The sequence below is a fragment of the Fusibacter fontis genome, assembly GCF_055378735.1.
In genome coordinates this window covers 1,599,942-1,626,710 of sequence record NZ_AP042445.1, presented here as the reverse complement: position 1 = coordinate 1,626,710, position 26,769 = coordinate 1,599,942, and the positions used below count along the sequence as shown (strand labels likewise).

Below are 26,769 nucleotides of genomic sequence, written 5' to 3'. Positions count from 1 at the left end.
AGTACGCGCCGTATTACAAACCCTCATTTAATGGTGAGGGTTTATTTCTAATTTATATGATGATTATATTTCAGAAAATTCACACAAATAACATTTGAAATATGGTACCATAATAAAAATATTGTTAAATTTTTTATTTTTGATAACATTACATATTCTAATTGCGTAGAATAGTTTATTTCATTTCATTGAGGAGGTCTTATGTTATATAAAAAACTCACCATCAAACAACTGAAAAAACCGGTTACTTGGATCCTCACAGCTTTGATTTGCATGGTTATTGTAATGACCATGTCTATTGTAGAATCAGAGCGAAAAAATCGACCTTTTAAAGGAGATGATTCAAATTATTTATCTTCTTCTACTACTGCGTGCATTAATTCAGTTATAACTGATATGAAAAAAAGAGATAAATATCCAACAGTTGTTGAAAGCTGTAGAATATTTGATGAAGCAGTTGAAAATGTTTCAAAGGCGAGTTTGAAAGATGATTCTAAAGAAGCTTTAAGACGAAATATTATTTTTGACTTAATGTTTTTGAGAAAAAAGAGGGACTCCGAAATTAGTTTGGACAAACAACTGTTAAAGCAAGATATTTACGGAATATGGCAACAAGTTCATACGGATGTTCCATATGAATCTGTAGATTTCAGTCCATTTGGCAGCTCAGCTGGCGGAGACGAACAAGTACTTCTTGAAACTAGGTATTGGTATAATCTTTATCAAAATGACATGAGACCATTATACAAAGATGAAGCAAATAACATAACCGTTTGGTATATGTTTCTATATGAAACTGGTCCAATCATGTTCATTTTAATTCCACTATTTTTAACCTTTAGTACTATCAATCGAGATAAGAATTCTGGTGTTCTTAAACTTCTGCTGACCCAATCTGTATCAAGAAAAAAATATTACATGAGTAGTTGGCTAACAAAGTGGATTCAGACAATAGTGGTTATTGTTATTCCTGCGGTTAGTATGGGAATTTACTATGGTTTTAAAAATGGTTTTACATCACTTAAATATCCTGTGACGTATTTAACCAATGTTCTGACCAGAGTTTTACCGATTCCAAATTTTGTTGAAGTTGCTGTAAAAAATGGCGAACATCCAAGAATCAGTAACTATAGTTTTGTACACATGGCAAACGCAGACAATTTCAATAATTTCTATTTTGTACCACATCCTGAAATAGATTTGGTCGCTTTTTACCAATACGCCCTAATGGCACTATTACTGATGATTCTATATGTAGGATTTATAGTTGCGGTGGTTCAGCTGATCTCAGCGATGGTGAATAATGAAATAATGAGTTTGCTCGTTTCCGGATTGGTGGTTGGTGGAATGATAGGTGCAACACACTTTTTGACTATAGGAAATCACTTTAATATTATCCCATTTAACATGTTCAGAGTTGGTCGGATTATCGAGGGAACGCAAAACGTGACGGTGTTATCAGCGGTACTGATATTGACATTGTCCACTGGATTGATGCTTTATGGTGGGACGAAGTATTTTGAGAAAAAGGCAATCTAGGAGGAAAGAAATGAAAACAAGACAAAATATATTAAATGTCAATAAATATCTACTGATTAGTCTTATTTTTATCAGCAGCATAATGATGTCTGGATGTACTACGAAAGGTAATGATACTTTGCCAAGACAGATGGAGAAACCCGAAAAAGGTGATGAAATAGCCATCATAAAAACCAGTGAAGGTGAAATTCGAATCAAGCTTTTATCAGATGTTGCACCTAAAACAGTTGAAGCATTTAAACAATTAGTCAATAGAAAATACTATGAAAACATGGGAATTGCAAATAACTCAGGTGCAAATGTTGTTGCGACAGTATTTGAACATGATGAAGCATTGACAACTGAAGTTATCGGTAAAGAGTATATCCACGAAAATGCAGACGATGTCCGTCATTATTCTGGTGCAGTTGGCATGTTGAAGTATTATAAAAAAGACGCAACTACAGGATTTTATATAAATGCGACAGCTGAACTTGATCAAAGTTATCTCGAAGGGTTAAGTCAATTGAAAGATATGTATTCTGAAGAAGTTGTGAAAAACTATGGCATATATGGCGGTGACCCGAGAGGTGACGTGATTTATACGGTGTTTGCACATGTTTACGAAGGGCAAGAAATTGTCGATGAAATTTTTAATATCGAACTAGCACCATATACACTTGAGCCTGAAAGGAAAGTTACAATCGAATCCATAGAAATCAAAACATACGACGGAAACTAAGCGGTATCACATTACTAAATCATACATCCACAGGTTTTGAGAAATTATAGTCATATGGAGGCTGCCTATGTTACATAAAAAACTCACCATCAAACAACTAAAAAAACCAATCACGTGGATACTGATAGGCGCAATCTGTTTAATGATTGTCTTAACCATGAACCCAATTGAGGAACAAAGAAAATATCGACCATTTCAGGGGCATAATGTAATGGGTAGTAAATTGGATTCTGAGATGACTCTTTTAAAAGCATTTATGATGAATAAGGACCAGTGGATAAAATCAGTGGATAATGAAACGTTGCAAACAATCGTAAGAAGTTTAAACTTATGGGATAAAACTGGTAGAGAAACTGCGCAAAGTATTATTGAGGGTAACGCGAAAGAAACAATTAGACTCAATATATTAAAGAAACTTATAACGATTAAATTGTATAGAGATTCATATAGACCAATTGATATTGGTTTGCTCAAAGAAGACATCTCTGATATGTGGCAACATGTTAGCAATGGTGTTCCTTATGATTCAATAAATTTCAGACCATTGGCATATGACGAAAAAGCTGATAAGGAACTTTTACAGGCAAGATATTGGGATAAACTCTATCAAAATGATATGGAACCACTTTACAACGATGAAGCTAACAACATTACCACCGGGTATACGTATTTTTATGAACTTATACCATTTTTACTGACTCTACTGCCAATTCTAATTGGATATGCGTCTGTTATTAAAGATAAAAAATCAGGCGTTCTAAAACTCTTACTGACTCAGTCGGTTTCTCGAAAAAGGTATTATCTGAGCAAGTGGATAGCAACTGTTGTACAAACAGTTACCATCACAACGATTCCTGCGATTATTACGGGCATCATTTACGGCGTGAAAAATGGATTTGTATCCTTAAAATATCCAGTAACCTATCTTTCGGATATTTTTACGAGACTCGTGCCAATTCCAAATTATGTCGAAATGGCATTTAAAAAAGGTGAACACTCAACTGTAAGTTATTATAGTTTTGTAAATATGGCACCTGCGGATAATTTTAGAAATGTTTGGTATCAACCCCACAAAGGCGTAGACCTCATTCCCTTTTACCAATACGCCCTCATCGCACTTGTACTCATGATCCTCTATGTAGGTTTTATGGTTGCAGTTGTTCAGCTCATCTCAGCGATTGTGAATAATGAAATGATGAGTTTACTTGTATCCGGTATCGTGGTAGGTGGAACGATCGGTGCGACACACTTTTTGACCATCGGTAGACATTATAACATCGTGCTGTTTAACATGTTTAGAGTCAGTCGCATCGTCGAAGGCACACAGAATGTAACGGTACTCTCAGCAGTACTGATACTAACCCTGTCCACGGGACTAATGCTCTATGGTGGGATGAAATATTTTGAGAAGAAGGCGATCTAGGTCGAAGTAAATAGTTCGAGTTTTGATGAAAGACAAGATTAATTTGCAGAGGGGGTGAATACAGCAGTGCTACATAAAAAACTCACCATCAAACAACTCAAAAAACCGATCACTTGGATACTCATAGGTGCTATCTGCTTGATGATTGTCTTAACCATGAACCCAATTGAGGAACAAAGAAAATATCGACCATTTCAAGGGCATAATATAATAGGATATAAATTGAATCCTGAATTGACATTATTAAATACAATCATGAAGGACAAAGTAAAGTTGGAGAGGTCGTTAGATAATGCTACATTTGTAAAGCTTGTAAGAAGTGTAAATTTATTTGATAGAACTGAAATAGAAATTGCACAAAGTGTGATTGAATGTAATTCAGAAGAAATAATAAGGCTGAATATTTTTTTGTATCTCATAGAAGCTAAAATAGTCAAAGATTCTTACAGACCGATAGATAAGGCAACCTTGAAAAAAGAAATCTACGAGTTGTGGCAACATGTAAGTAATGGAATTCCTTATGAATCAATAGATTTTAGTCCAATAAGCAGTAATGATCAAGTATTTAATGATATTTTTGATGCGAGATACTTGGATTATATCTATCAAAATAATATGGAACCACTCTACAACGATGAAGCCAACAACATTACTGCTTGGTATACGTATTTATATGAACTCATGCCATTTTTGTTGATTCTACTGCCAATTTTATTAGGATACGCGTCTGTCAATAAAGATAAACAGTCCGGGGTTCTAAAACTCTTACTGACACAGTCGGTTTCTCGGAAAAAATATTATCTAAGCAAATGGATATCGACAGTCGTTCAAACCGTTGTGGTTGTATTAGTTCCTGCGATAATTACAGGAGTTTTCTATGGCATAAAAAATGGATTTGTATCTCTAAAATATCCAGTTACTTATCTTTCTGATATTTTTACGAGACTTGTGCCTATTCCAAATTATATAGAAATGGCATTCAAAGGAATGAAGCACCCAGTCGTAAGTCTTTATAGTTTTGCACATATGGCACCAGCTAATCAATTTGAAACTCATGATTGGTATTACCAGCCCCACAATGGCGTAGACCTCATCCCTTTTTACCAATACGCCCTCATAGCCGTTTTACTCATGATCCTCTACGTAGGCTTTATCATCGCCGTTGTTCAGCTCATCTCAGCAGTGGTGAATAATGAGATGATGAGTTTACTCGTTTCCGGCATTGTAGTCGGTGGAACGATTGGTGCAACACACTTTTTGACCATTGGTAGACATTATAACATAGTGCCGTTTAACATGTTTAGAGTCAGTCGCATCGTCGAAGGCACGCAGAATGTGACCGTGTTATCGGCAGTACTGATACTAACCCTATCCACGGGACTAATGCTCTTTGGCGGGATGAAGTATTTTGAGAAGAAGGCAATCTAAGAAGAAAATAATAAATCAGGAGGTATTTACAATGAAAAAACAAAACGTCGCATTAAAAAGATTAACACGGATCTTAAGCATGGTCATCCTGAGTTTGATGCTATTAAGTGGCTGTTCAGGAAAGAAAGATGTGCCACTGCCAAGGCAGATGGAAAAACCCAAAGTGGGTGATGAAATCGCCATCATTAAAACCAGTGAAGGTGAATTCAAGATGAAACTGTTATCGGATGTTGCACCTAAAACGGTAGAAGCGTTTAAAAAAATCGTTGAAACGAAGTATTATGAAGAAGGTACCATGGATAAAAGACCCGTATCTCATATTATCATGACGTTTAATCCAGATGACGATAAGACCTTTGAAGAATTTTTCGGAAGTACTTATGTGACTGAAACGACAAATGATATTAGACATTACACAGGTGCGGTGGGAATGGCGAGAAAAGGTGAGAGTCAGCCGAGTGGAGAGTTTTACATAGTAGCAACAGAAGAGATGGATCAAGAGTTTCTAGAGACGATGGATGATCTAGAAGATCTCTATCCAAAAGAGGTCCGTGAGACGTACGATGCGTATGGTGGCGAACCCCGTATTGATTTGGAATTCACGGTGTTTGCACAAGTCTATGAAGGGATGGATGTAGTAGATGCCATCTTTAAAATAGAACATGATGAGTATACCTTTGAAACGACAAAAATCGTTACAATCGAATCCATCGAGATTAAAACATATGACGGAAAATAGGGGGACAAGATGGGAACATTACTTAAATTTGAATTCAAACGATTTATAAAAAGTAGAGTAAACTGGTTTTTTATGGCAGTGCTCATAGCTGGAATCATTTTGTTATTTGGACTTCAACTAAAGGATGAAGCGAGTTATATGACGAAAATATCGGAACGATATGATTTGAATCAAAAGTATTCACAAAGTCTAAGCGTTTCATATTCGACATTTATCAAAAAAGAAATCTCGATGAATGGATTGTCACCAGAACAGATGATTGCTAATCGCGACTATTACAATGAGCAAGCCAAAGATGAACAGGCAATGATGGTATTTTATAAAAACAATTACGAAAAAGACTATGAATACCTCAATTTTGTCTCCAATAAACTTTACAATCGTGTGCTTCAAGGCATGAAAGCTGGCGTTGAATCAAAAGAAGAATATGAAAGACGCGGTTATGTGGAGAATGATATCCAACTAAAAGCAGACTATACGAAGTATTTGATGGATGCAAAAATCAAACCGATGATCAATGACTACAAGGTCAATGGTGCCAATGGGATGAAGCTCTTCTTCAGCTCGAAATATGTCATATTTATCCTCGTGATGATTTTGTTTATGATCATCGAAGTGTATGTAAGAGAAATCCTTGAAGGTAGCTTCAAAATGTACCAAACTATGCCGTGGAGACGCGGTAAGCTGTTCTTAGCAAGAGGGATATTTGTCGTGATGCTCAGCTTTGTTTTGCTACTTGCAGGTGCGGGAATTTATTTCCTATTATGTACTTTAAAGGGCGGTATCGGTGATTTTGCGTATCCGATTATGACAAGACAAAGTCTATTGCACTGGACAAGTGATGGAACCGCAGCAAGCCTTCTTTTGTTGCCAACATGGAAATACATTGTAATGGGATTTGTCATGGTCATGGCAGTGATTCTTTTCTCAATCGCAGTTGTCAACTGGATTGCACTACTTGTGGACAGTCAAAGTAAAACCATCGGTGTGATGGTGACGTTGATTTTAGCAGCGTTTGTATTTGCATCCTTTTTACCTAAAACAGTCCTAGTCAACTTCTGGTATCCATACTCCTACGTATTCGTAGACAAAGTACTCCTCGTGTTGAGCCGAAGCAATTTCATCATGGGGATACTCGTCAATCTGATAGGGTTTGCGATCGTAAGTGGTATGAGCTATGTGACGTATCTTAGAAAAGACTTTGTTGGTGCGAGAGAGTAGAATTACAAGCAAGCAAAATTACTCATAACTAAGGCATTCATGATGAAAATATATAAGTTGAATATACATGATTAACAATAATTCATTAAACTAATACTGAAATTCATTATACAAATGCAGAATACAGGAGGACAAAATCATGAACAATTACGTAGTAGAGGTAACAAATTTAAATAAAAGCTTTGGAAAAAAACACGTACTCAAAGATGTGTCGTTTTATGTAAAACCCCATGAAATCGTGGGTTTTATTGGACCGAATGGCGCGGGAAAATCAACGACGATGAAATGTATTTGCAACTTGATCTATCCAGATAGTGGCACCGTTAAAGTCAATGGATTCGATTTGTTTAAAGAAAGAGAAAAAGCACTTGCATCGCAAGCCTCATTGATTGAAAGTCCAGGGCTTTACATGGACATGACAGGCAGAGACAATATCGAACTCATCGCAGGACTGAGAAAAATCAGTAAAGAACGCGTCAAAGAAATCTATGAATTTACAGAGCTGAAAGAAGCACTCGACCGTAAAGTGGCGGGCTATTCCATGGGGATGAAACAAAGATTGGCGCTGGGTATCGCGATTATGAGTAAACCAAAGTTCTTAATCCTAGATGAACCAACGAACGGACTGGACCCAACTGGGATTATTCACCTGAGAAGCACCCTTGAAAAACTCATGGCAACAGAAGATATCTCGATTTTGTTTTCATCGCATCAACTGGGCGAGGTAGAAAAGTTAGCGCACCGCATCATCTGTATCAATCAAGGACGCATGATTGAACCACCAAGTGCACTCAATGAACAGTACAGCTATATTTTTCAGGTATCGGATGCAGCAAAAGCAAGTGAAATGGCAAGTTCACTGATAGCCAGCGAAAAAGTACAGCTTATCGGAGATGATTCCGTGCGAATTGAATTTCAAAACAACGCGCAACTCGACCAATATCTCGCTGCGTTAAGTACGGCAAAAGTGAAACTCATCGACATTCAAAAGGATGTCATGGACGTTGAAACCATTTACAAGGAAGTGTATGGTGCGTAGTGAGAAATAGACTAAGAATCTCACATTTTTGTAACGGATGAAGCGGGACAAAAATATATGATATAATCATATTATTATAAATGAATTTAGGGAGGCAATATGACAGCGAAAGACAGTATTCATGGATTAACGGAAAAATTGAGAACGAACATTCAAAAAGTGATTATTGGGAAAGACGAGATCATCGATATGATTACCACTTCTATGATCTGTTCTGGGCATGTTTTGCTTGAAGATATACCGGGTACGGGAAAGACGATGCTTGCAAAAGCACTTGCAAAATCAATGGATGCGGATTTTTGTCGGATTCAATTTACGCCGGACTTATTACCTTCCGATTTGACGGGGCTGAATTATTTTAATCAGCAAAAAAATGCATTTGAATTCAAAAAAGGACCTTTAATGAATCAAATCATCCTTGCAGATGAGATCAATCGCGCGACACCTAGAACGCAGTCGAGCCTTCTTGAAGCTATGGAAGAGCATCAGATTACGGTGGATGGCGTGACGTATAAACTAGAAGAGCCGTTTTTTGTATTGGCGACTCAGAATCCCATTGAAACAGGGGGAACGTTCCCACTTCCAGAAGCCCAGCTTGATCGATTTTTTATGCAGCTTTCTATGGGGTATCCAACACGAGAAGAATCCAAGGCGATTCTGACGCGTTTTAGAGAAAACAACCCGATTGAAGAACTGTCGTCAGTGATTAGTCGAGAAGAAATAGAAGCGGCGAGAAGTGTATTTACACAAACGCATATTGACGAGAGTGTGGTGAATTACATCATCGACATCGTAGAAGCGACACGTACGCATGATGATGTGGATTTGGGCATTAGTCCTCGTGGAAATATGGCGATATACAAAGCAGCACAGGCATATGCCGCTGTAAAAGGAAGAGATTTTGTCTTGCCAGACGATGTTAAACAATTAGTGAAACCGATGTTTAAGCATCGTTTAAAACTTAAAAATAGTTATTCGACAACTAGCGATCAAGTATTAGATACGATACTCGCGTCTGTGACGGTACCAACAGAAAACTTTAAGTAGGAGCCTACTATGATAGTGATAATCGTACTTCTCATCCTTGTTTCAGTGGGTGGTTTCTTGACCAATCAGTGGAACAAGCTGGCACCGAGCAAGTTTGAAGTGACGCGTAAGTATGTTCACAAAAGAGTAGAAGTGGGAGAGGTTGTTCCGATTTCCACTGTGATGACGAACAAAAAAATCCTTCCTCTTCCTTGGGTGATGATCAGTTCATTTATGCCGGATGTTTTTTCAGCAGAATGGACGGATAAGGAGCGCATCACGGCTGAAACACATATTGAATACAATATTGTCACGTCGTTTTTATTTTATGAAAGAGTGGCTAGACAGGACTATTTTGAATGCTCAAAGAGAGGATATTACAAATTGCAACCTGTCTATGCGACGTTTGGCGATCTGTTTGGGTTTACAAAAGCGGAATATACGTATGAGCAATCGGATGCCTTGTTCGTTTATCCTAAAGTGAAGCCATTACGTGCATTTAATCTGATTGCCAACACGATGCAAGGGCAGATATCTGTTAGACGCTGGATCAATCCAGACCCGATTCAAGCCATTGGCGTTAGACAGTATACGCACAATGATAGTTTCAACACTATCGACTGGAAAGCGACTGCTAAAACGGGTGCTTTGCAAGTTAAAAAGATGGACTTTACGGCAGAGCCTTCGGTTTGTATCTGTTTAGATGTCCAGACGACGGACATTCACTGGAATGAGATCGATACAGAAGCCATTGAAAGAGGTGTTGAACTTAGCGCAGCAGTGATTCAAGAGGCGATGGATGATAAAATGGATGTCGGATTTTGTTCCAATTCAGTGGATGCTATGAGTCGAACCGGTATCATTGTACCGCCATCATCTCATCCAGCTCAAAGAACGATGATCTTTGATGCATTGGCACTGGTTACTGTCTATAGAGGAATTGCCATGGATAAACTACTGAGAAAGATGCGTGTTCAGCTCAGTCGAGAGGCGCTCGTCGTTTTTATCACTGCATTTTTGACGGAAAGCGTGGTCAACGAACTCAATGATTATGCTAAAAGAGGTTCTCGTATCAAAGTGATTCTTTTAAAACCGTGCGAATGGTCATCAAAGCTGTCACCTCGAATTGAGTGGTTGTCTGCGTTTGCAGATGAAGATATGGAGGTGGCACAGTGAAAAGATGGCATCAGATAAGAAAATATCTAACGGCGGATCGATTGGGCATTGTACTAAAATCAGCTGATACAGTTCTCATGTCCATGATGATTGTGATGACTTTGACGGTTTGGTTTAGAAGCACACCCGCTGTAATGACTTCTTTATTTCCAGCGATTATCATGGGATTTGTGGTGTTCACCATCAGTGCAATCTCCACGCACATGATTTCACAGGAGAAAGCCTATCGATCGTTTGCGCTGGCGTTACTTGGGTTAGCGGTGATTGTATTTGCCGAAGGTGTGATACTCAATGCGCCGTTTGATTTATACAAATTGTTTAGAAGCGTTGCTTTTGCATATATATGGGTAGTAGGACAAAACTATGAAGTGTCACACGACCGCATTAAGACGGTGAGACAGATTACCATTCCTTCAGTTGTTGTGATGAGTTTTTTGATCTATGTCCTGTTTAGAGACAAGTTCGGCGGAACATTTCAAAGTGTGGGAGATGTGTACTTCCCATTTTATTGTGTAGTGGCATTTTTAAATCTCAATCTCGTGAATATGCGCACGGCATATGATGTTTATGAGTCCAACGGAATCAATCGCGATGCGAATTTAAGTAGATTTAGTCGAGTATCGGTGACGGTTATCATCTTACTGTTTATCGTGTTTCAAATGCGTCATCTTGGGTTATTTCAATTGCTGGTGAAAGGGTTGTTTCTTTTACAGGATGGCATCATCTTAGTGTTACAGCTTTTGACGTTGCCGTTTATCTATTTGATTACATTGCTAACGGGTTTGGTCACAAATGGAGACAAGCTTCATGAAGTTAAATTTGGTGAGATTCAGCTAAAAAGTGAAGAGTTCTTTGATGGTCATCCAGAGACGGGTGTATCGCAGGTTGCAGAGATCTTATTTACTATACTTGCTGTTGTGGGCATCATCTTAGTGGTGTATTTTATCTTGAAAAAGGTTTCTCATAAGAAAAAACGTACGATCGCGCCTGGAGCTGAAGAGGAAAGAACTTTTATCTTTGATATGAAAAATCCGCTTTCGGGTCTTTTAAAAAAATGGACCAATCGGTATCATGAAGAAGTGCTTCACTCGAAGATTCGTCTAAAATATCGTGAGGCGCTATCAAACTGGAAACAAAAGGGCTATGAAAAGAAGCGCCATTTATCGCCAGATGAGTTTTTACAGGAGCTTAAGGATAAAGGTCAGCATGAGCCTGAATTTATCGAGCTTACACAAGCCTATAAATCAGTGCGATATGGCAATAGAGACGAATGATGGAAGTTGTATAAATCTGAGTCACTAAAAAATTTTAGTTTGTACAAAAGTTGTGTAAGTGGTATAATTTTCATGGGTTTAAGGGAGTAGCTTGCAGCGTGAAAGCTGTGCAGTTGGTCGTCAGTTCGGCAGAGATGCCCGGTCAACAGCTCATGAGAAAGCGAGACTTTTACTTCGATATTTCGGGGTAAAAGTCTTTTTTATTGAAATCTACTTTGAGCAAATAAGAATTTTAGAGTCGTGGGAGGTTTTATATGGAAGAGTTTGCACAATTGTTTCAAGGTATTGTGGAATTTCAGTGGCAATATCTTGTGATGTATGCAATTGGAGGGGCACTCATTTATCTTGCAATTAAGAAAGATTATGAGCCGATGTTGCTATTACCGATTGGTTTTGGCGCAATTTTAGTGAATTTGCCTTTAAGTACAATTTGGGAGTTTGAGGGCAATGCAGGTGTTTTACAGATTTTCTATAATGCGGGCATTTTAACAGAAATTTTCCCGGTGTTGATCTTTGTAGCTGTTGGGGCGATGATTGATTTTACACCACTATTAAAAAATCCAAAGATGTTGTTCTTCGGGGCAGCTGCACAATTTGGTATCTTCTTTACAGCGCTTGCTGCGCTCTATCTCAATACATTGTTTCCTGAATTAGGATTTGATCTTAAAACGGCTGCTTCTATCGGTATCATCGGTGCTGCGGACGGTCCTACTTCGATCTTTGTGGCATCAAAATTTGCCAAAGAATGGCTTGGACCAATTTCGGTTGCAGCGTATTCATATATGGCGCTTGTTCCAGTTATTCAACCGCCGGTTATCAAGGCTTTGACGACAAAAAAAGAACGTCTTATCAGAATGCAATATCATGAAGTCAAAGTTTCTAAAACAGTTCTTGTTGCATTTCCAATCCTCATTACCATTATCGCAGGGATTATCGCACCAATCAGTGTTCCGCTCGTTGGTCTATTGATGTTCGGTAATTTAATTAGAGAATCGGGTGTACTTGAAAGATTATCGAAAGCAGCACAAAATGAACTTGCAAATCTCGTAACTTTACTTTTAGGGATTACCATCGGTGCAACAATGCACTATGAAAAATTCTTAGATGTGAAAACGTTGATTATTATGGCAATGGGTCTAGTGGCATTCGTATTTGATACAGCAGGTGGTGTACTGTTTGCGAAATTCCTCAACTTATTTACAAAAGAAAAAATCAATCCAATGGTAGGCGCGGCTGGTATCTCAGCATTCCCAATGTCTGCTAGAATTATTCAAAAGATGGCAAAACAAGAAGATCCACATAATTTCATCTTAATGCAAGCAGTAAGTGCAAATGTGGCGGGTCAATTAGGTTCAATTGTAGCTGGAGGTATGGTTTTAGCATTGGTACCTTGGCTACTGATGAGATAGGAGGCGCGTGATGACAGAGTTTGAAATGGGTTTACAGTTAATGCTTTATGGATTAGCAGGCGTATTTGTGGTACTAATCCTATTTTATGTGATTATCAGACTTCTCGTTGTTATTTTTCCTTATAAAGAAGAAAAAAAATCAGAGTAGAAGACTGTTTAGTTTTCGTAGAAATAGTTGAATAATAAGATTATAATGAGGGTGTATACGATTGTATAGACTCTCATTTTTTTTGAACTTCCTGCAATTTCATAAGAAATGATTCATAAGAGTCGATTATTTGATTGTGAGTGTTTGAATCATATAATAAAGATAGGAGGATTGGGATGCTAAAAGATTTTAAAAAATTTGTCATGCGTGGAAATGTATTGGACTTAGCTGTTGGAGTCATCATTGGGGGTGCGTTTGGTAAAATTGTCACTTCGCTTGTGAATGATGTGATTATGCCGTTAATCGGTATTTTGTTAGGAAAAGTGGATTTTAAGTCATTAAAATGGGTGATTGAAGAGGCTCAAGGTGAAACACCTGAAGTAGCGCTCAATTATGGTATGTTTATTCAGAATATTGTCGACTTTGTCATCATTGCACTTGTGATTTTCTTAATGATTCGACTCATTGAAAAACTCAGGTCAAAACCAGAACCAGCACCTGAAGCGCCTAAGGCCGTGGCAGAGGATATACAACTTTTAACGGAAATTCGAGATTTGCTTAAGAAAAGCTAAAGAGCTGAAATTGACTTAAATACGACGATGTTGCGATGCGATGGATTAACATTGTTTTTTTAAAATATTGTGCTAGAATATTAAGTGGAATATGATTTTGACAAAAAAAATACAAAGACTGTCAAAATCTGGGGAGGAATATTATGTTCTTATTTGAGTCCATACCATTTGGATCATTGATCATGTGGTTTGTTGTACTCGGCGGTTTGATGCTTTTAAATGAAATCGCACGTCTCAACAAATGGGTATCACTCGCGTTATTTGTTGCTTTACCGGCAGTATTGACCATTGCAGTTTGGCCTAAAACAGCTGGGGAGGGCACAAGCGTTGGCACTTGGTTCCACTGGGCCAAAGTGTATTCAGCATTAGCAGGTTGTTTAGGTTTCTTAGCTTTGAGACACATTAAAGGCGCAACAAACAACAAATTTTTATTGTTTTTTCCCGCACTTATACTCTCAATCAATATTTTAGAAGCTGTTGTTCGTGACTTCCAATGTTCTGGATTTAACGGTGTCGTTGATGGCATGTTAATCATCGGTGGACCATGGAACATCATGAATGGTATCGCAGGAATTTTAAATATCATCACCATCTCAGGTTGGGTGGGCATCAAGATTGGTAAAGATAAAAAGAAAGATATGTTATGGCCTGACCAATTATGGTTCTGGATCATCGCATATGATTTATGGAACTTTGCATATGTATATAACTGTGTTCCAGATCATTCATTCTATGCAGGTGCTGCACTTCTTATCTCTTGTACCATTCCAGCGTTCTTCATCAAAAAAGGCGCTTGGTTACAACACCGTGCACAAACATTGGCATTTTGGATGATGTTTGTTATGAGTTATCCAGCATTTGTAGATACATCTGATTTCGCAGTAAAATCTTCACATAGCGAAACTGCTCTTATGGTGGTGAGTGTTTTAGCACTTGCTTCTAACGTGGCAGTATTTGGATATCATTTCTACAAAATTTACAAATTTAAACGCAACCCAATTACGAGTGAAGTTCATAGCGACTTAGCGCAATTTAAAGAAATCGCGAATTCGTAAGAAGATTGAGTCGACAATTGAATGAATAATTGAATTAACTGCAAATCTAAGTGCAAAGTTCTTGAGTGAGCTTTGCACTTTCTTTATGTCTTTAAGCAATTATATCTTGTAATATAAAGTTCGGACATATAATATATTAATAAGACTATAATCTAGACTGGAGATGGCTATGAATAGTGAAAATAGAGAAAAACAAGATAAGCGTATTGCGGTACTAATTGATGCAGACAATGTGTCGGATAAGTACATCAAATACATTATTGACGAGGTGTCTAATCATGGGACCCCCACTTATAAGAGAATATATGGCGATTGGACGAAACCTCAACTCGCTTCATGGAAGACGGTGTTACTGAACCATTCAATTACACCGATCCAACAATATAGCTATACAACTGGAAAAAATGCCACCGATGCGGCACTTATCATAGATGCAATGGATATCTTGTATTCACACAACGTCGATGGTTTTTGTATCGTATCGAGTGATAGCGACTTTACAAAATTGGCTTCAAGACTTAGAGAAGCTGGCATGTACGTTCTAGGAATGGGTGAAAAGAAAACACCGACGCCGTTTATCGCTGCATGTGAGAAATTTAAGTACTTAGAGGTATTATCTGCAACAACAGCCGCTCAGAATATCACTGAAAAAGCGGGACAACCTTCAACACCTGAGATTAAATCGGGTATGATTACCAAAGATGCGTTGATCGATGTTATTCGAAACATTATCAATGAGATATCAGATGAAGATGGTTGGGCATTTTTAGGTGAAGTGGGAAGCATTCTAACAAAACGTTATCCGGACTTTGACTCAAGAAACTATGGTTTTTCAAAATTGACGCCTTTTGTAAGTTCGCTGAAGCAATTTGAAATTCATTCGAGAAAAACAAACAATCCAAGTGTGAGTTTAAAATACGTGAGAAATAAAGAATAGAGGGTTGATATGAAAATTTTAGCGATGTATTTTTCTGGAACGGGTAACACCAAGCATGTTGTGGAGAAGATGAAGTCATCTTTTGCCACTCATGGAGCAGATCTTGAGATGATCAGCGTTGAGGATTTTACAGATGAAGATATGTTGAAAATTCAAGATGCTGACTTTTTACTCTTTGCCTATCCGGTTTATGGGTCGATGTCGCCTATGATTATGTGGCGATTTATCAAGCGAATTGCAAAAGAAATCGAAGACAAGAAATCCATCGTGATTGCCACACAGTCGAGTTTTTCTGGTGACGGCGGGGCTTATTTAGCGAGGATTTTGAGAAAATGTTATGCTTCTATCGTGTCAATTGAACACTTTAAAATGCCATCAAATATTGCAGATTCAAAGTTGTTAGGCAATGAAAAAGAATCTGCCGCAGATAAAAAAATCAGATTAACTGAAAACCGAATTGAACTTTACTGTGAAGATTTTGTGAAAGAGATTCGCAGAAAAAGAGGCGATGGCGTCGGTTCTATTTTCTTAGGTTCAGTACAAAGAATTCCATTTTCAAAATGGGAAAAGAAGTTAACTGGGTCGGTTAAAATCGATCATCAAACATGCACCCAATGTGGTTTATGTGTCGACAGATGCCCGATGAAAAATTTAGAACTCAAGGAACCAAAAAAAGAGAATCAAGTAGAACAACATGGAAATTGTACGCTTTGCTATAGATGCGTCAACCTATGTCCGACAAAATCTATCAGCATTTTTTCAAAGAAAAAACCACAAGTACAGTACAATCGATTTTTATAAACGGTATAACCAACAGGTATAACCAACGGGTATAACCAACTTTTAAATCAACCGGAGGTCTTCATGCAGCAGCAACCAATACGATCTGGCAAAATGGGAATTTTGATTGCAATGATATTTGTAATTGGCATTTTCACTTGTTTGGGGATTGGAAAGTCGCTGGTATGGGGACTTTCTTTTACGTTAATACTGGCGGTCGGGTTATTAAAAACAATTGGTGTCTCTTTTAAAGAGAGCTTTCATTGGCTCGGTGAAGGGATTTACAGCATCAAAGATATCTATATTGTCGTTTTGCTCATCGGGGTCAATGTTGCCATGTGGACAGCATCGGGTATCGTTCCAAGTTTGATTTACTATGGATTTGGAATTGTAGAGCATATCAACTTTTTGTTATTTGCTTATTTACTCACTGGTGTAGTGGCATTTTTCCTAGGTACTGGATTAGGCACTTTGAGTACAGCTGGAATCGCGGTTTTAACGCTGGGCGTTAGCGTAGGACTCCCAAAAGGTATTTTAATGGGCGCGATTTTATCGGGCGCTTATATTGCTGACAGATTATCGCCTATCTCAGCCCTTGTGAATTTCACGCTTGAAACAACAGAAGTGACTTTTAGAAAGTACTTCAAAGAAACGGGATGGAGCATGCTGCCGGCCATGATTCTTACAGGTGTGATTTTTTATCTGTTCTCATTAAAATTTCCAGCTCAGATTTCGATTGATGAGATGACTCAGTTGAAGTTTCAACTTAAAGAGACATTTGTGATCTCTCCATTATTATTTATAATCCCATTGGTGATCTTGTGGACGAGTTTTAAAGGGATGAAGACCAAGAGCGTCCTATCTATCGGCATAGGACTTTCAGCGGTTGTGATTCTTTTCATCCAACAAAATTCGGTGATGGAATTACTCGATTTTATGCTCAATGGTTTTGAGAGTGGTTCGCCTTATGCATTTATTCAGTCTCTTGAAATCGGCGGTGCCATGGCTATGTTTGAAGTGGTTATCATCATCATGGCAGGTATTTCTATGAGTACGATCTATGAAAAGTGTGGATGGCTAGATCCGCTCATCGCATGGGTCGCTGGTAAAAGCAACTCTCCAAGACAACTTGTCTTGAATACAAGTGTATTGTCTATCGGACTCAATGCACTGACCTGCGATCAAACAGTTGGCATACTCATTCCAGGGAAGTATTTGAAATCGACGTTTAAAAAGCATGGTTATGACCATACAACGCTTTCTCAAGTCATTGCGAATTCAGGAACTGCCATTGCACCACTGATGCCTTGGAACGTCAATGCGATCATCATCTTAGCCATCACGGGCGTTAGTGCCTTAGAGTTTGCGCCATTCGCTGTTCTATGTTGGCTGAGTCTTCCATTTTGTTTATGGTTGACGCATCCGAAGAAAGCACAATAAATAATACCTGTTTGCATGCTCAAGCAAGCTTTCTTGACAAAATAAAGGATTCAATTTATACTGAAAATAGTTTGAATATCAAATTAATTATTGGAGTGAATATGGATTACGGGAAAAAGATCCTCAACAATCTCTTTGTCCTCATGTTTAATCAAATATTAAATATAGAAGAGGACACGCTCAAAAAGGGCGAATTTGGGAATTTGACAGTGAGTGAATTACACGTCATCGACGCGATTGGTATGGAAGATGTATCGCCTATGACTGCACTTGCCACAAAACTGAATATTACAGTGGGGACGTTAACCATTTCCATCAATAATTTGGTCAAAAAGGGATACGTAGAACGCGTTAGGAGCGAAGAAGACCGACGTGTTGTTCTGATCTCTTTGACGGACTTAGGGAGAAAGGCGTTTGTTCACCATGAGAAATTTCACGATGAGATGATTTCTTCTGCCATGTCTGAACTTGAGCCTGAAGAAACCATTGCACTTATTAAAGCGCTCTCAAAAGTGACGGATTACTTTAAGGATTTGAAGTAAAAAATTTACAACGATACTTTGATTATCAAACAAATTGAAGTTCAAAGCAATCATAAATGAGAAGTTGATTCGACAAATGAATAATTCTAAATGAATCAGAAGAGGAGATTAAGATGAAAATTCAATTGATAACGGACAGTACTTGTGATTTATCCCCTGAGGTGTTATCCTCGATAGGTGTTGAATTTGCACCGCTTAAAGTGTTATTTGGAGATACGGAATATATAGATAAAACGGGCATCACCAATAATGAATTCTATGAAAAAATGCGTACATCCCCTGCGCTTCCCACCACGTCGCAAGTAAATCCCGGTGAATTTCACGAACTTTTTGAAAAGGCGCTGATTCAACACGAATACGTGGTGTGCATGGTAGTATCTTCAAAATTAAGCGGGACGTATAACTCTGCTGTGATTGCGAAAGAGATGTTAGAGGAGCCAGAGCGTGTATTTCTTATAGATACTGCTACGACAAGTTATGCACTTGGGTTGATGATTCAACTTGTTCAGGAAAAAATTAAAAGTGGTGCAGATATCGTCGAGGTTGTGAAGTATGCCAACAAACTCTCTGAGAAATCTCAAATTTACTGCATGTTAGATACTCTTGAGAATCTAAAGCGCGGTGGCAGACTTTCAACTGGTTCTGCTTTAATTGGTAAAATGTTGAACTTAAAAGTAATCATCGAAGCAAAAGATGGACTCGTAAAAGTGTGCGAGAAGGCACGTGGAGATAAAAAAGGCTATGAATGGATGATTCAGCAATTAAGCGAGTCGTTTCCAGATGGACATGTGGATTTCCTCGCAATTGGACATTCTCATAGTCAGAAAAAATTAGAAGAGATTCAATCGATCTTAAAGTCGCGGTTCGTCATTGATCAAATTACAGTTATTGAGATTGGTTCGGTGGTTGGTGTTCATGCAGGTGAAGGCGCAGTGGGTTTTGCGTATTTTAAAAATTAACGGTACAAAGTGAGATACCCTAAAACAAATGTAAAAAGTAGTACGAGTGATACATTCATTTGATTATAATCCATTTTAAGACGTCTTATTCGTTGAAATAGGGCGTTATTTTTTTCCCCATTACGCGTCATAACGTGATGAGCTAAGTAACTGATCAGTAAGATGAGAAGATATTCAAAGAGTTTTGATAAATAGCGCGTCCAAGAATCATTCAATGAAATATGAAATACCTGATTTAAGATAGGCGATGAGAACACTCCCCATAGGATACATAGAAACGCTGTAAGTATAAGTGATGAACGCTCATATTTGGACGTGTTGACTGACTGTGTATGATCTTCAAAGGAGGAAGCACTCCAAATAACAGGGATAAATTTCATAAAAGAAAGTGCGATTCCAAAGGTGATGACATATAAATCCCAATGTTGTAAAAGTAAATTTTTCCCCATAAATCCACCGAAAAAAGGCACTCCTATGATGCTAAATGTACCGATAATCCAAAACAAGGACAATGATTTTGAATGTTTCCATAAATGATGCATATCGCTGATTTGTCGGGATTGATAGAGGTGAATCATTTGGCCTGCTGTTAAAAAGAGCAATGGTTTGTAGAGCCCATGCGCAACGAGGTGATAAAAAGATGCAGCAATAGACAGTTCTGTACCATGTCCTATTCCGATGAGGATAATGCCAGACGTTGCGATGGTTTGATAGGCGAGCAGGGACTTGATATCCGTTTGGCATATAGCGAATATAAAGCCAATACATGTTGTTGCATATCCAAGGGTTAATAAAAGTGGTCCTAATGTGACGATAGGAGAAAAAATAATGGAGATTCGGTAGATTAAATAAAGCCCAATCTGCACAAAAATACCAGATAAAATAGCAGAAACTCCCGTTGGTGCGGCTAAAGAAGCATGTGCATGAGGGAGCCAACCAAAGGCAGGAATGAGAGCTGATTTTAGACTCAGTGCTGTGAGGATAAATGCAAGGGGCAATGTCAATGACCGGAGATCCGTCCAGTTTTTTACCTGAATTAGAAGGCTGTGAATGTCAAGATTGCCAAATGTTTTGTATAAAAATCCAAGCCCCATTAAAAAAAAGGCCATGGCAACTAAATTTGACATCAGGTAGATGAGACCATCATAAAGAGATCGGGAATCTTTTTTTGCCATAATTAATAGCGTCACTAAAACTGTAGACACTTCAAATAAGATGTAGATGTTAAATAGGTCTACAGACAGTAATAGCGCATTGATGATGCCTTGAAGACTTAATAGTTCAAAGATCATATTGCGTGAAAAATAGGACTTTCCTGTGGAATAGAAAGTAGCAATTAAAAAGAGAACATTGTTTAGTACGAGCATGATCCAAGAGTAATCGTCAATAGAGAGCGCCATGCCGAACGGAAAAGGCACATCGACCAGTTGTGTCAATCCGCGTGGAGTAAGATTTATAAGCAATGAAAAAACAAAAAAAAGTTGCGTCAGCGTTATGAGCTTTGTCAAATGAACAGATAAATTTGAAAAAGCGAGATTTGAAAATCCTAATAGAAGTGGAATTAAGACGTAGACAATGGGATTCATAATCCTTCTTTTCCTTTCTTATCGTATAATTTTCTCCAGTTGGTGGTTCCGTATGTGTGATAAAGTGAAACAAATAGAGTGAGACAAAGAGCCGTTACGGATACGCCGATGACAATAGCTGTAATCATAAGGGCTTGTGGTAATGGATCAGCAACGACCTCTATGCGATGCATGAGATATGCTTGCTTACCGATGGGTGCATGATGAACCGTTTCGTTAAGCGATAAAAAGAATAAGATGATTGAAGCTTGCATAATACTCAAACTGATGATGGATTTTAATATATTGCGCCTAGAACAAACGCCATAAAGGCCTATGAAAAATAGCGCAATGCTGATATTTTCGCCTGTAAAAAGTACCGAGTTCATAACGCCTCCTCGTCTTGAATGAAGTGATAGAAGATCAATGTCAGTCCACTGGCAACTTTCAATGATATGAGTAGATTCATGATGATCAAATAAGGAATATTAAGCTGGGGCAAGAATCGGTGAACAAGCGTCGTTAAAAATCCTATGGCCACAAGATAAATCAGCAATAAGGCAATTTTTTCGATACGATGAAGTTGATGCAGGTGTCCAAAATCTTGAGGATTTGCAATGTAACTGCAAATAAAAACGCTCATAATAAGTGCGCCACCTTGAAATCCACCGCCGGGTGATAGGTGTCCATTTAAGATGATGTAGATGCTAAACAGTTGGATGATGGGGTATAGAGCGCCCATAGTTCGTGTGATGAGTTTTGAATTTTCATTCATTGGAATCCTCCTCTTCAGAAGATGGCAGTCGAGAGAATCTCACGATTCCAGTAACGCTAAATAGTAACATCAATGCTTCAAATAGGGTGTCATAATATCTAAAATAGAGATAAATGGCGGTGACAACATTTGGTGACTGAATCATGGATTCGCTATTTTTGATATAAAAAATTGTCAATGGAGATTGCGTTGATAAAGGGCTATCTCGGCTGATTAAGATCACCAATATGGCGAGTGAACTCATCAATAGGGCGATGATTTTTCGGTTCATAAGTAAACCTCCCTTTTGATGAGTTGTATAGATATACTTTCAGACATAAGGAACTCATATAAGCGTTCAGCTTTTAATGAATTTTCATTGATATAGAGAACAGGACGACGTTCAATTTCATCGATTATAATTGCGTATGGATGATTATTGAGTAACGTATCGACGCTGTCAACTGTGTACACAGTGTGGAGTTCGAGTCCTTCTTTAGAACAGAACTTACTCAATTTCTCTATCAGCGGATCTTTTGAGCGCTCAAAGTAGATGGCATCGTTTACCTGTTGAGCATCTAGTGAGATGTAGACAGAGAATACGCGATATTTTTTTAGAGCCACTAAAAACAAAAGCGTTGAAAGTGTCGTACCTATGACAGCTTCAGCGATAGCCACATCAGGCGCATAATAGAGCAAGTAGACAATTGAGATTATCAGCGAGAATAAGCTCAATAAAATAATGGCTTGTTTCAGTTTTCGAGATTGTATGATGACGACCGCTAGTGGGATTAATAGAATCATCAAAATTGTTCTCATTTGGAATCCTTTCTTGTTTTCAATCCGTTGATGTAGGCTGAACGCGTTATAATATGTGTCGTGAGTGGATTGACAAGGAGTGTCACGAGAAGAATCAATACAATTTTCATGGATAAAAATGTCCATCCACTCTTTATGATAACGCCGATAAGTATGGATAAATAACCCACAGTGTCTATTTTCGAAGATACAAGAGCGCGGGAATAAAAATTATCAAATCGGAATAAACCGATGATGCCAAAGAAAATAAAAATGATTCCTGCGATGATAAAAAATGTACCAATCATGCGATTTCCTCCTTTTAAGTCTAGTAGAGGGATATTTTATAACAATTTGCCTCTTTTTTGGATGCTGATGGCAACAAACATTAGACCTATAAATCCAAGTAGTGCATATACGATTGCAAAGTCTATAAAATAGGTTTGATTTTCAATATAAGCAAGTAATATCAATATCATTAAAAATTTAGAGGTAATCAAATTCGCACACAACAGTCGATCCCAAATAGTAGGTCCTAGGATGAGTCTTAAAAAACTAAAGAGAGAAAAAATGCCAATTAATATAACAGCTATCATCATAAGCCCTTTTTGATCCTCCTTTCGAGTTTGCCTTTGATTATTTCTCCTGCTTCAGATGAATTTTGTGTCGTTGGGTTCATCCACAAAACTAGGAGTCGTTGACCTTCGATATCAACCGTGATGGTTCCAGGTGTCAGTGTGATGGAATTACATAAGATAACAGTTTCAAAGTTTTGATCTAAATCTGTTGAGATTTCAATAAATGTGGGGGCGTGAGAATTTTGTAAAACGACTAAAATCATCTTAAATCCAGCTCGATATATTTCAATGAGTAAGGTGAATAAGTAGGGAATGGATTTGAATACATTAAAATAAAACAAGTCATAGTAGGAATCGTGGAGCAAAAAAGTTTCGCTACACACGATTGTCGCAAATGAAATCAGAGGCGCAAATAGGAGAAAAATCCAGTCAGTTCTTTCAAATAGAACGACTAGGATTAAAGACAATATGACAGTGAGTTGAAAATAATAGAGTTTTCTTCGCATAACCCCTCCAGTACCGCATTTAATTCTTTCATACCCGTGAGAGCGACGATGAAACAGTTCAATGCTCATGTTTAAGAAACTTGCTATCTCGCTAGGAAACTTCTGTAAACAAAAAGACTATGCGCCCATATGGATGCATAGTCTTAAAATTTAAGTGTATTTATTTATCTGCTCATTAAGTAGTGGTAGACGAGTTTCATGGTGTTTTCAAGCCCTGAGTAATGGGTTCTTTCCATACCGTGTGAAGCGTGTACACCTGGACCGATGAGTGCACCTTTGATGTTATTGCCTGCTCTTAGTGCTGCACTGACGTCAGAACCATAATAAGGATAGATGTCAATTGCATAGCTAAGAGAATTTCCTTTAGCGAGATCGATGAGTTTGCCTGTCATCTCGTAATCATAAGGACCCGATGAGTCTTTTGCACAGATAGAGACGTCGTATTCAGTACAAGATAGATCTTCTCCAATACATCCCATATCCACTGCTAAGAGTTCGGTAATGTCAGCTGGGATATGTGCAGAGCCATGTCCAACTTCTTCATAAGTAGAAATGATCACTTTTGTCGTATATTCAGGTTGAATCTTTTCTCTCGATAAATGTTCAAGAACGCCGAAAATACATGCTACAGAAGCCTTGTCATCTAAAAATCTCGACTTAACAAAATCGTTGATAATCGTTGTTTTAGGATCAATGCATATAAAATCGCCCACTTGAATGCCTAATGCTAAAACGTCCGCTTTGGATTTTACAGCGACATCTAGTCGAACTTCCATTGTTTCAGGTGTTCTCGCCATTGTGCTGCTGTCTTTGTGAACGTGAGCCGCAGGTGCATTGCTTAAAAATGTCCCTGAGTAAACCTGTCCATCTCGCGTGTAAATTTTACAATATTCACTATCTAATGTTGGGACGATTGGTCCACCCACCAATGTAAATTTTAAAGTACCTGATGAAGAAATGCTTCGGACCATCGCGCCAAGTGTGTCAACATGTGCAGATAGGCCGACTGTTTTTGATGCATCTTTTCCCGGAATCGTGATGATGCCATTGCCCTTAGCGTTTGATTCAAATGTATAGCCGAGTTTTGAGGCTTCTGTTGAAATAACGGACATTACCTTTTGTGTATAACCACTTGGACTATCTGTTAATAGTATGGTTTTCATAATATCTAGAACGTAATTTTTGTTAATCATGCGAACTGTCCTCCTAAAATAATATGACGCTTTCGTACCCTTTTTAAGTATACTCCACTTATAACAAGACTTCTACAAAAAACAGAAGAATCCTAGTGTTAAAACACTAGAATTCCAAATTGAAATCAAGTAAAATAAAAGAGTAAACTAAAGTATGGAGGTAATCAATGGGGGACTATCGAATCACGCGCAGAGGCATGTTGATGCTCATCATTTTAGTTGTACTTGCAACTTACTCTGTTGTAAAGGGATCCATCTATTTAGCGGTTTTTAGTTTTTGGTTTTGCTCGGTTCTCTTATTAATTACTCTTTATGAGGTTTTCATTAATAAATAACGACTGTCAGTTTAAGTTAAATATTGTGAAATCATGTCGACATCGCCATCTTCTGAGATGACGATAGCAAAACAATTGGAGTAATCTGGATTTTTCGTGATGGTTTCAACATAACGAATCGCTGAGTTATAGCGAGCACCACGTGAAGGATCACCTTTATCTGTAGCAATGCCATCTAAAATAACACCAATTCCGTGACAACAGCCGTCTAGATCCATTAAAACAGCACCGTCAATACTCGTAATTGAGCGAACTATCGAAGGAGTTAAGGGCAATGCTTCGATGCAAAATCCTTGATTTCTTAAACGGTATGATTCGCTTCTTGCATTTTTTGACACCACCAATATGGTGCCTTTAACTTGCTTAAGCGCTTCAAGTGTCAAACGATACAGATTGAGTATTTTTTTGGATTCGATTTCTGGAAATATTTTTTTGACTTCGGCACTGAAGTTAAAGTAACTAATTTTAGGCTTAGGAATATAGACTTCTTCGTGAGTCACTTGCATGAGTTTGTTGGCATTATGATTGAGCTGCCATGATGAGTAGTTGTTAAACTCAATGGTAAACAGATTTGTAGAATGATCATTTGTATGTGAAAATTCAACCGTACTATAGAGATATTCACCATCTGAAAGTAAGTAGACTTCAGCATTGCTAAGCTCTAAAATTTTACGGATATGTCGTGTACTCGATAAGGGGATTTTATTTTCAAACTGAACCAAAGGTTTTAAAATGTGCTGTGAAGCCAGTGCTTCAGCCGCCTGTGAATTGAGTAAAAGAATTTTGCCATCGCTAAATGATTTTTCATAACTGAGTGATGAAATTTTATTAAATTTCTCAAATGGATTAACGACGTGATCATTTTGCAAAATGCTTTGAATGAGGCGTCTACCAGAGATTTTTAGTAGGTCAGAATAGGATTTCTCGATGATTTCTTCTTGAGCAATCAGCCCGTTCACACATTCGTTGATATAGTCGAGCGTCGTATGAATGATAATATCGAGTAAAGACTTGTACTTAATTCCAGCCGAAGTGGGAATTTTGTAGTAAATGTCCATGATTTTTGAATCAAATTGCAAAGCAAACACATAGGATTTCTGTTGATAATCAAATGAATTGCAATAGTAGATGGCATATTTTTCTTCATCTAACATCTTTTTTAGCAATTCCGATTGAATACTGCTTTCTTCGATGAGATGAAGCTGTGGCACCATTTCATCGTCAATTTTACTGTATAAAGTAAAGCAGTAATGGTCTAAGTATTGAGTGAGTTTGCCGAGGTTTACAAAAGTCATGAATCCTTCACATCCTTTGGTGGTTTATTGTGAAAATGGGGTAAATCTATAAATATGAGAAATCTATATATCATATACCACGAATTTGTCATTTTATGTCGTAAATTGTGATAAAAATAAAATATATTCTACAAGAATGATAAAAAAAATTCGCGGGTGAATAGTGTATAATAAAAAAAATACTAGAGATGGCACTCTAGTATAAGGAATGACAGGCGCAATCCCCTTAATTGAATGTGTATCATAGGGATTTTCAGAGGGAGGTACACCTCAAATAAGAAAATTGCCTTTCATTGTCTTTAATTTTAACATAAGTA

The 26,769-nt window shown here is 37.8% G+C and carries 30 protein-coding genes; 20 read left to right on the top strand and 10 right to left on the bottom strand.

Annotation, left to right across the window (positions count from 1 at the left end; genetic code table 11):
- Window positions 1-201 precede the first annotated feature (201 nt).
- The 19 genes from ACZ41W_RS07325 to ACZ41W_RS07235 all read left to right on the top strand — a co-directional run bounded on the left by ACZ41W_RS07325 (window position 202) and on the right by ACZ41W_RS07235 (window position 19,428).
- On the top strand, window positions 202-1,539 hold the full coding sequence (locus ACZ41W_RS07325) for an ABC transporter permease (protein WP_464314221.1): 1,338 nt from the start codon (window positions 202-204) through the stop codon (window positions 1,537-1,539).
- A gap of 10 nt (window positions 1,540-1,549) precedes the next feature.
- Window positions 1,550-2,260 carry a peptidylprolyl isomerase gene (locus tag ACZ41W_RS07320; protein ID WP_464314220.1) on the top strand — a complete coding sequence of 237 codons (711 nt, stop codon included), beginning with the start codon at window positions 1,550-1,552 and terminating at the stop codon, window positions 2,258-2,260.
- A gap of 67 nt (window positions 2,261-2,327) precedes the next feature.
- The gene (locus tag ACZ41W_RS07315) at window positions 2,328-3,683 is read left to right on the top strand and encodes an ABC transporter permease (protein WP_464314219.1); all 1,356 of its coding nucleotides are present in this window, start codon (window positions 2,328-2,330) and stop codon (window positions 3,681-3,683) included.
- 66 nt (window positions 3,684-3,749) lie between these two features.
- Window positions 3,750-5,111 carry an ABC transporter permease gene (locus ACZ41W_RS07310; RefSeq protein WP_464314218.1) on the top strand — a complete coding sequence of 454 codons (1,362 nt, stop codon included), beginning with the start codon at window positions 3,750-3,752 and terminating at the stop codon, window positions 5,109-5,111.
- A 31-nt stretch (window positions 5,112-5,142) separates the two neighbouring features.
- Complete coding sequence (locus ACZ41W_RS07305; protein ID WP_464314217.1) at window positions 5,143-5,850, top strand: peptidylprolyl isomerase; 708 nt, start codon at window positions 5,143-5,145, stop codon at window positions 5,848-5,850.
- A 9-nt stretch (window positions 5,851-5,859) separates the two neighbouring features.
- Window positions 5,860-7,071 carry a hypothetical protein gene (locus ACZ41W_RS07300; RefSeq protein WP_464314216.1) on the top strand — a complete coding sequence of 404 codons (1,212 nt, stop codon included), beginning with the start codon at window positions 5,860-5,862 and terminating at the stop codon, window positions 7,069-7,071.
- A 139-nt stretch (window positions 7,072-7,210) separates the two neighbouring features.
- Window positions 7,211-8,110 carry an ABC transporter ATP-binding protein gene (locus ACZ41W_RS07295; protein WP_464314215.1) on the top strand — a complete coding sequence of 300 codons (900 nt, stop codon included), beginning with the start codon at window positions 7,211-7,213 and terminating at the stop codon, window positions 8,108-8,110.
- Between the two features lie 99 nt (window positions 8,111-8,209).
- Window positions 8,210-9,157, top strand: coding sequence for an AAA family ATPase (locus ACZ41W_RS07290; protein WP_464314214.1), 948 nt, complete (start codon window positions 8,210-8,212; stop codon window positions 9,155-9,157).
- Window positions 9,158-9,166: 9 nt separating this feature from the next.
- Window positions 9,167-10,312, top strand: a complete 1,146-nt coding sequence (locus ACZ41W_RS07285; RefSeq protein ID WP_464314213.1) for a DUF58 domain-containing protein — start codon at window positions 9,167-9,169, stop codon at window positions 10,310-10,312.
- Window positions 10,309-11,586: a DUF4129 domain-containing protein gene (locus tag ACZ41W_RS07280; protein WP_464314212.1), complete on the top strand. Its 1,278-nt coding sequence runs from the start codon at window positions 10,309-10,311 to the stop codon at window positions 11,584-11,586. The genes ACZ41W_RS07285 and ACZ41W_RS07280 overlap by 4 nt, the downstream gene beginning before the upstream one ends.
- A gap of 254 nt (window positions 11,587-11,840) precedes the next feature.
- The gene (locus ACZ41W_RS07275; RefSeq protein ID WP_464314211.1) at window positions 11,841-12,995 is read left to right on the top strand and encodes a sodium ion-translocating decarboxylase subunit beta; all 1,155 of its coding nucleotides are present in this window, start codon (window positions 11,841-11,843) and stop codon (window positions 12,993-12,995) included.
- 10 nt (window positions 12,996-13,005) lie between these two features.
- Window positions 13,006-13,143: an OadG family protein gene (locus ACZ41W_RS07270; RefSeq protein ID WP_464314210.1), complete on the top strand. Its 138-nt coding sequence runs from the start codon at window positions 13,006-13,008 to the stop codon at window positions 13,141-13,143.
- Between the two features lie 176 nt (window positions 13,144-13,319).
- On the top strand, window positions 13,320-13,715 hold the full coding sequence (mscL, locus tag ACZ41W_RS07265; protein ID WP_464314209.1) for a large-conductance mechanosensitive channel protein MscL: 396 nt from the start codon (window positions 13,320-13,322) through the stop codon (window positions 13,713-13,715).
- 143 nt (window positions 13,716-13,858) lie between these two features.
- The gene (locus ACZ41W_RS07260; RefSeq protein ID WP_464314208.1) at window positions 13,859-14,770 is read left to right on the top strand and encodes a DUF5692 family protein; all 912 of its coding nucleotides are present in this window, start codon (window positions 13,859-13,861) and stop codon (window positions 14,768-14,770) included.
- A gap of 169 nt (window positions 14,771-14,939) precedes the next feature.
- Window positions 14,940-15,707 (top strand): NYN domain-containing protein, encoded by a 768-nt coding sequence (locus ACZ41W_RS07255; protein ID WP_464314207.1) that lies wholly within the window; start codon window positions 14,940-14,942, stop codon window positions 15,705-15,707.
- Between the two features lie 9 nt (window positions 15,708-15,716).
- Window positions 15,717-16,508, top strand: coding sequence for an EFR1 family ferrodoxin (locus tag ACZ41W_RS07250; RefSeq protein WP_464314206.1), 792 nt, complete (start codon window positions 15,717-15,719; stop codon window positions 16,506-16,508).
- Between the two features lie 63 nt (window positions 16,509-16,571).
- Window positions 16,572-17,927 carry a Na+/H+ antiporter NhaC family protein gene (locus ACZ41W_RS07245; protein WP_464314205.1) on the top strand — a complete coding sequence of 452 codons (1,356 nt, stop codon included), beginning with the start codon at window positions 16,572-16,574 and terminating at the stop codon, window positions 17,925-17,927.
- 101 nt (window positions 17,928-18,028) lie between these two features.
- The gene (locus ACZ41W_RS07240; RefSeq protein WP_464314204.1) at window positions 18,029-18,469 is read left to right on the top strand and encodes a MarR family winged helix-turn-helix transcriptional regulator; all 441 of its coding nucleotides are present in this window, start codon (window positions 18,029-18,031) and stop codon (window positions 18,467-18,469) included.
- Window positions 18,470-18,582: 113 nt separating this feature from the next.
- Window positions 18,583-19,428 (top strand): DegV family protein, encoded by an 846-nt coding sequence (locus ACZ41W_RS07235; RefSeq protein ID WP_464314203.1) that lies wholly within the window; start codon window positions 18,583-18,585, stop codon window positions 19,426-19,428.
- Here ACZ41W_RS07235 and ACZ41W_RS07230 read toward each other — a convergent pair.
- The 9 genes from ACZ41W_RS07230 to ACZ41W_RS07190 all read right to left on the bottom strand — a co-directional run bounded on the left by ACZ41W_RS07230 (window position 19,425) and on the right by ACZ41W_RS07190 (window position 24,822).
- The gene (locus ACZ41W_RS07230; protein ID WP_464314202.1) at window positions 19,425-21,014 is read right to left on the bottom strand and encodes a complex I subunit 5 family protein; all 1,590 of its coding nucleotides are present in this window, start codon (window positions 21,012-21,014) and stop codon (window positions 19,425-19,427) included. The genes ACZ41W_RS07235 and ACZ41W_RS07230 overlap by 4 nt on opposite strands.
- Window positions 21,011-21,382, bottom strand: a complete 372-nt coding sequence (locus ACZ41W_RS07225; RefSeq protein ID WP_464314201.1) for a sodium:proton antiporter — start codon at window positions 21,380-21,382, stop codon at window positions 21,011-21,013. Before ACZ41W_RS07225 ends, ACZ41W_RS07230 begins: the two co-directional genes overlap by 4 nt.
- A complete protein-coding gene (locus ACZ41W_RS07220) occupies window positions 21,379-21,768 on the bottom strand; it encodes an MnhB domain-containing protein (protein WP_464314200.1) in 390 nt (129 codons plus the stop codon). Before ACZ41W_RS07220 ends, ACZ41W_RS07225 begins: the two co-directional genes overlap by 4 nt.
- A complete protein-coding gene (locus ACZ41W_RS07215) occupies window positions 21,761-22,039 on the bottom strand; it encodes a hypothetical protein (RefSeq protein ID WP_464314199.1) in 279 nt (92 codons plus the stop codon). The genes ACZ41W_RS07220 and ACZ41W_RS07215 overlap by 8 nt, the downstream gene beginning before the upstream one ends.
- A complete protein-coding gene (locus ACZ41W_RS07210) occupies window positions 22,036-22,566 on the bottom strand; it encodes a Na(+)/H(+) antiporter subunit B (protein WP_464314198.1) in 531 nt (176 codons plus the stop codon). Before ACZ41W_RS07210 ends, ACZ41W_RS07215 begins: the two co-directional genes overlap by 4 nt.
- Window positions 22,563-22,853: a monovalent cation/H(+) antiporter subunit G gene (gene mnhG / locus ACZ41W_RS07205; RefSeq protein ID WP_464314197.1), complete on the bottom strand. Its 291-nt coding sequence runs from the start codon at window positions 22,851-22,853 to the stop codon at window positions 22,563-22,565. Before mnhG ends, ACZ41W_RS07210 begins: the two co-directional genes overlap by 4 nt.
- A 36-nt stretch (window positions 22,854-22,889) precedes the next feature.
- Complete coding sequence (locus ACZ41W_RS07200) at window positions 22,890-23,144, bottom strand: monovalent cation/H+ antiporter complex subunit F (protein ID WP_464314196.1); 255 nt, start codon at window positions 23,142-23,144, stop codon at window positions 22,890-22,892.
- Complete coding sequence (locus ACZ41W_RS07195) at window positions 23,141-23,629, bottom strand: Na+/H+ antiporter subunit E (protein ID WP_464314195.1); 489 nt, start codon at window positions 23,627-23,629, stop codon at window positions 23,141-23,143. Before ACZ41W_RS07195 ends, ACZ41W_RS07200 begins: the two co-directional genes overlap by 4 nt.
- Before the next feature lie 164 nt (window positions 23,630-23,793).
- Window positions 23,794-24,822 (bottom strand): M42 family metallopeptidase, encoded by a 1,029-nt coding sequence (locus ACZ41W_RS07190; protein ID WP_464314194.1) that lies wholly within the window; start codon window positions 24,820-24,822, stop codon window positions 23,794-23,796.
- Window positions 24,823-24,989: 167 nt separating this feature from the next.
- Here ACZ41W_RS07190 and ACZ41W_RS07185 point away from each other — a divergent pair, with 167 nt between their 5' ends.
- Window positions 24,990-25,157, top strand: a complete 168-nt coding sequence (locus tag ACZ41W_RS07185) for a hypothetical protein (protein WP_464314193.1) — start codon at window positions 24,990-24,992, stop codon at window positions 25,155-25,157.
- Window positions 25,158-25,168: 11 nt separating this feature from the next.
- Here the strand turns inward: ACZ41W_RS07185 and ACZ41W_RS07180 are convergent, their stop codons facing one another.
- Entirely contained in the window at window positions 25,169-26,452 is a 1,284-nt protein-coding gene (locus ACZ41W_RS07180; RefSeq protein WP_464314192.1) for a DNA integrity scanning protein DisA nucleotide-binding domain protein, read from the bottom strand.
- Between the last annotated feature and the right edge of the window lie 317 nt (window positions 26,453-26,769).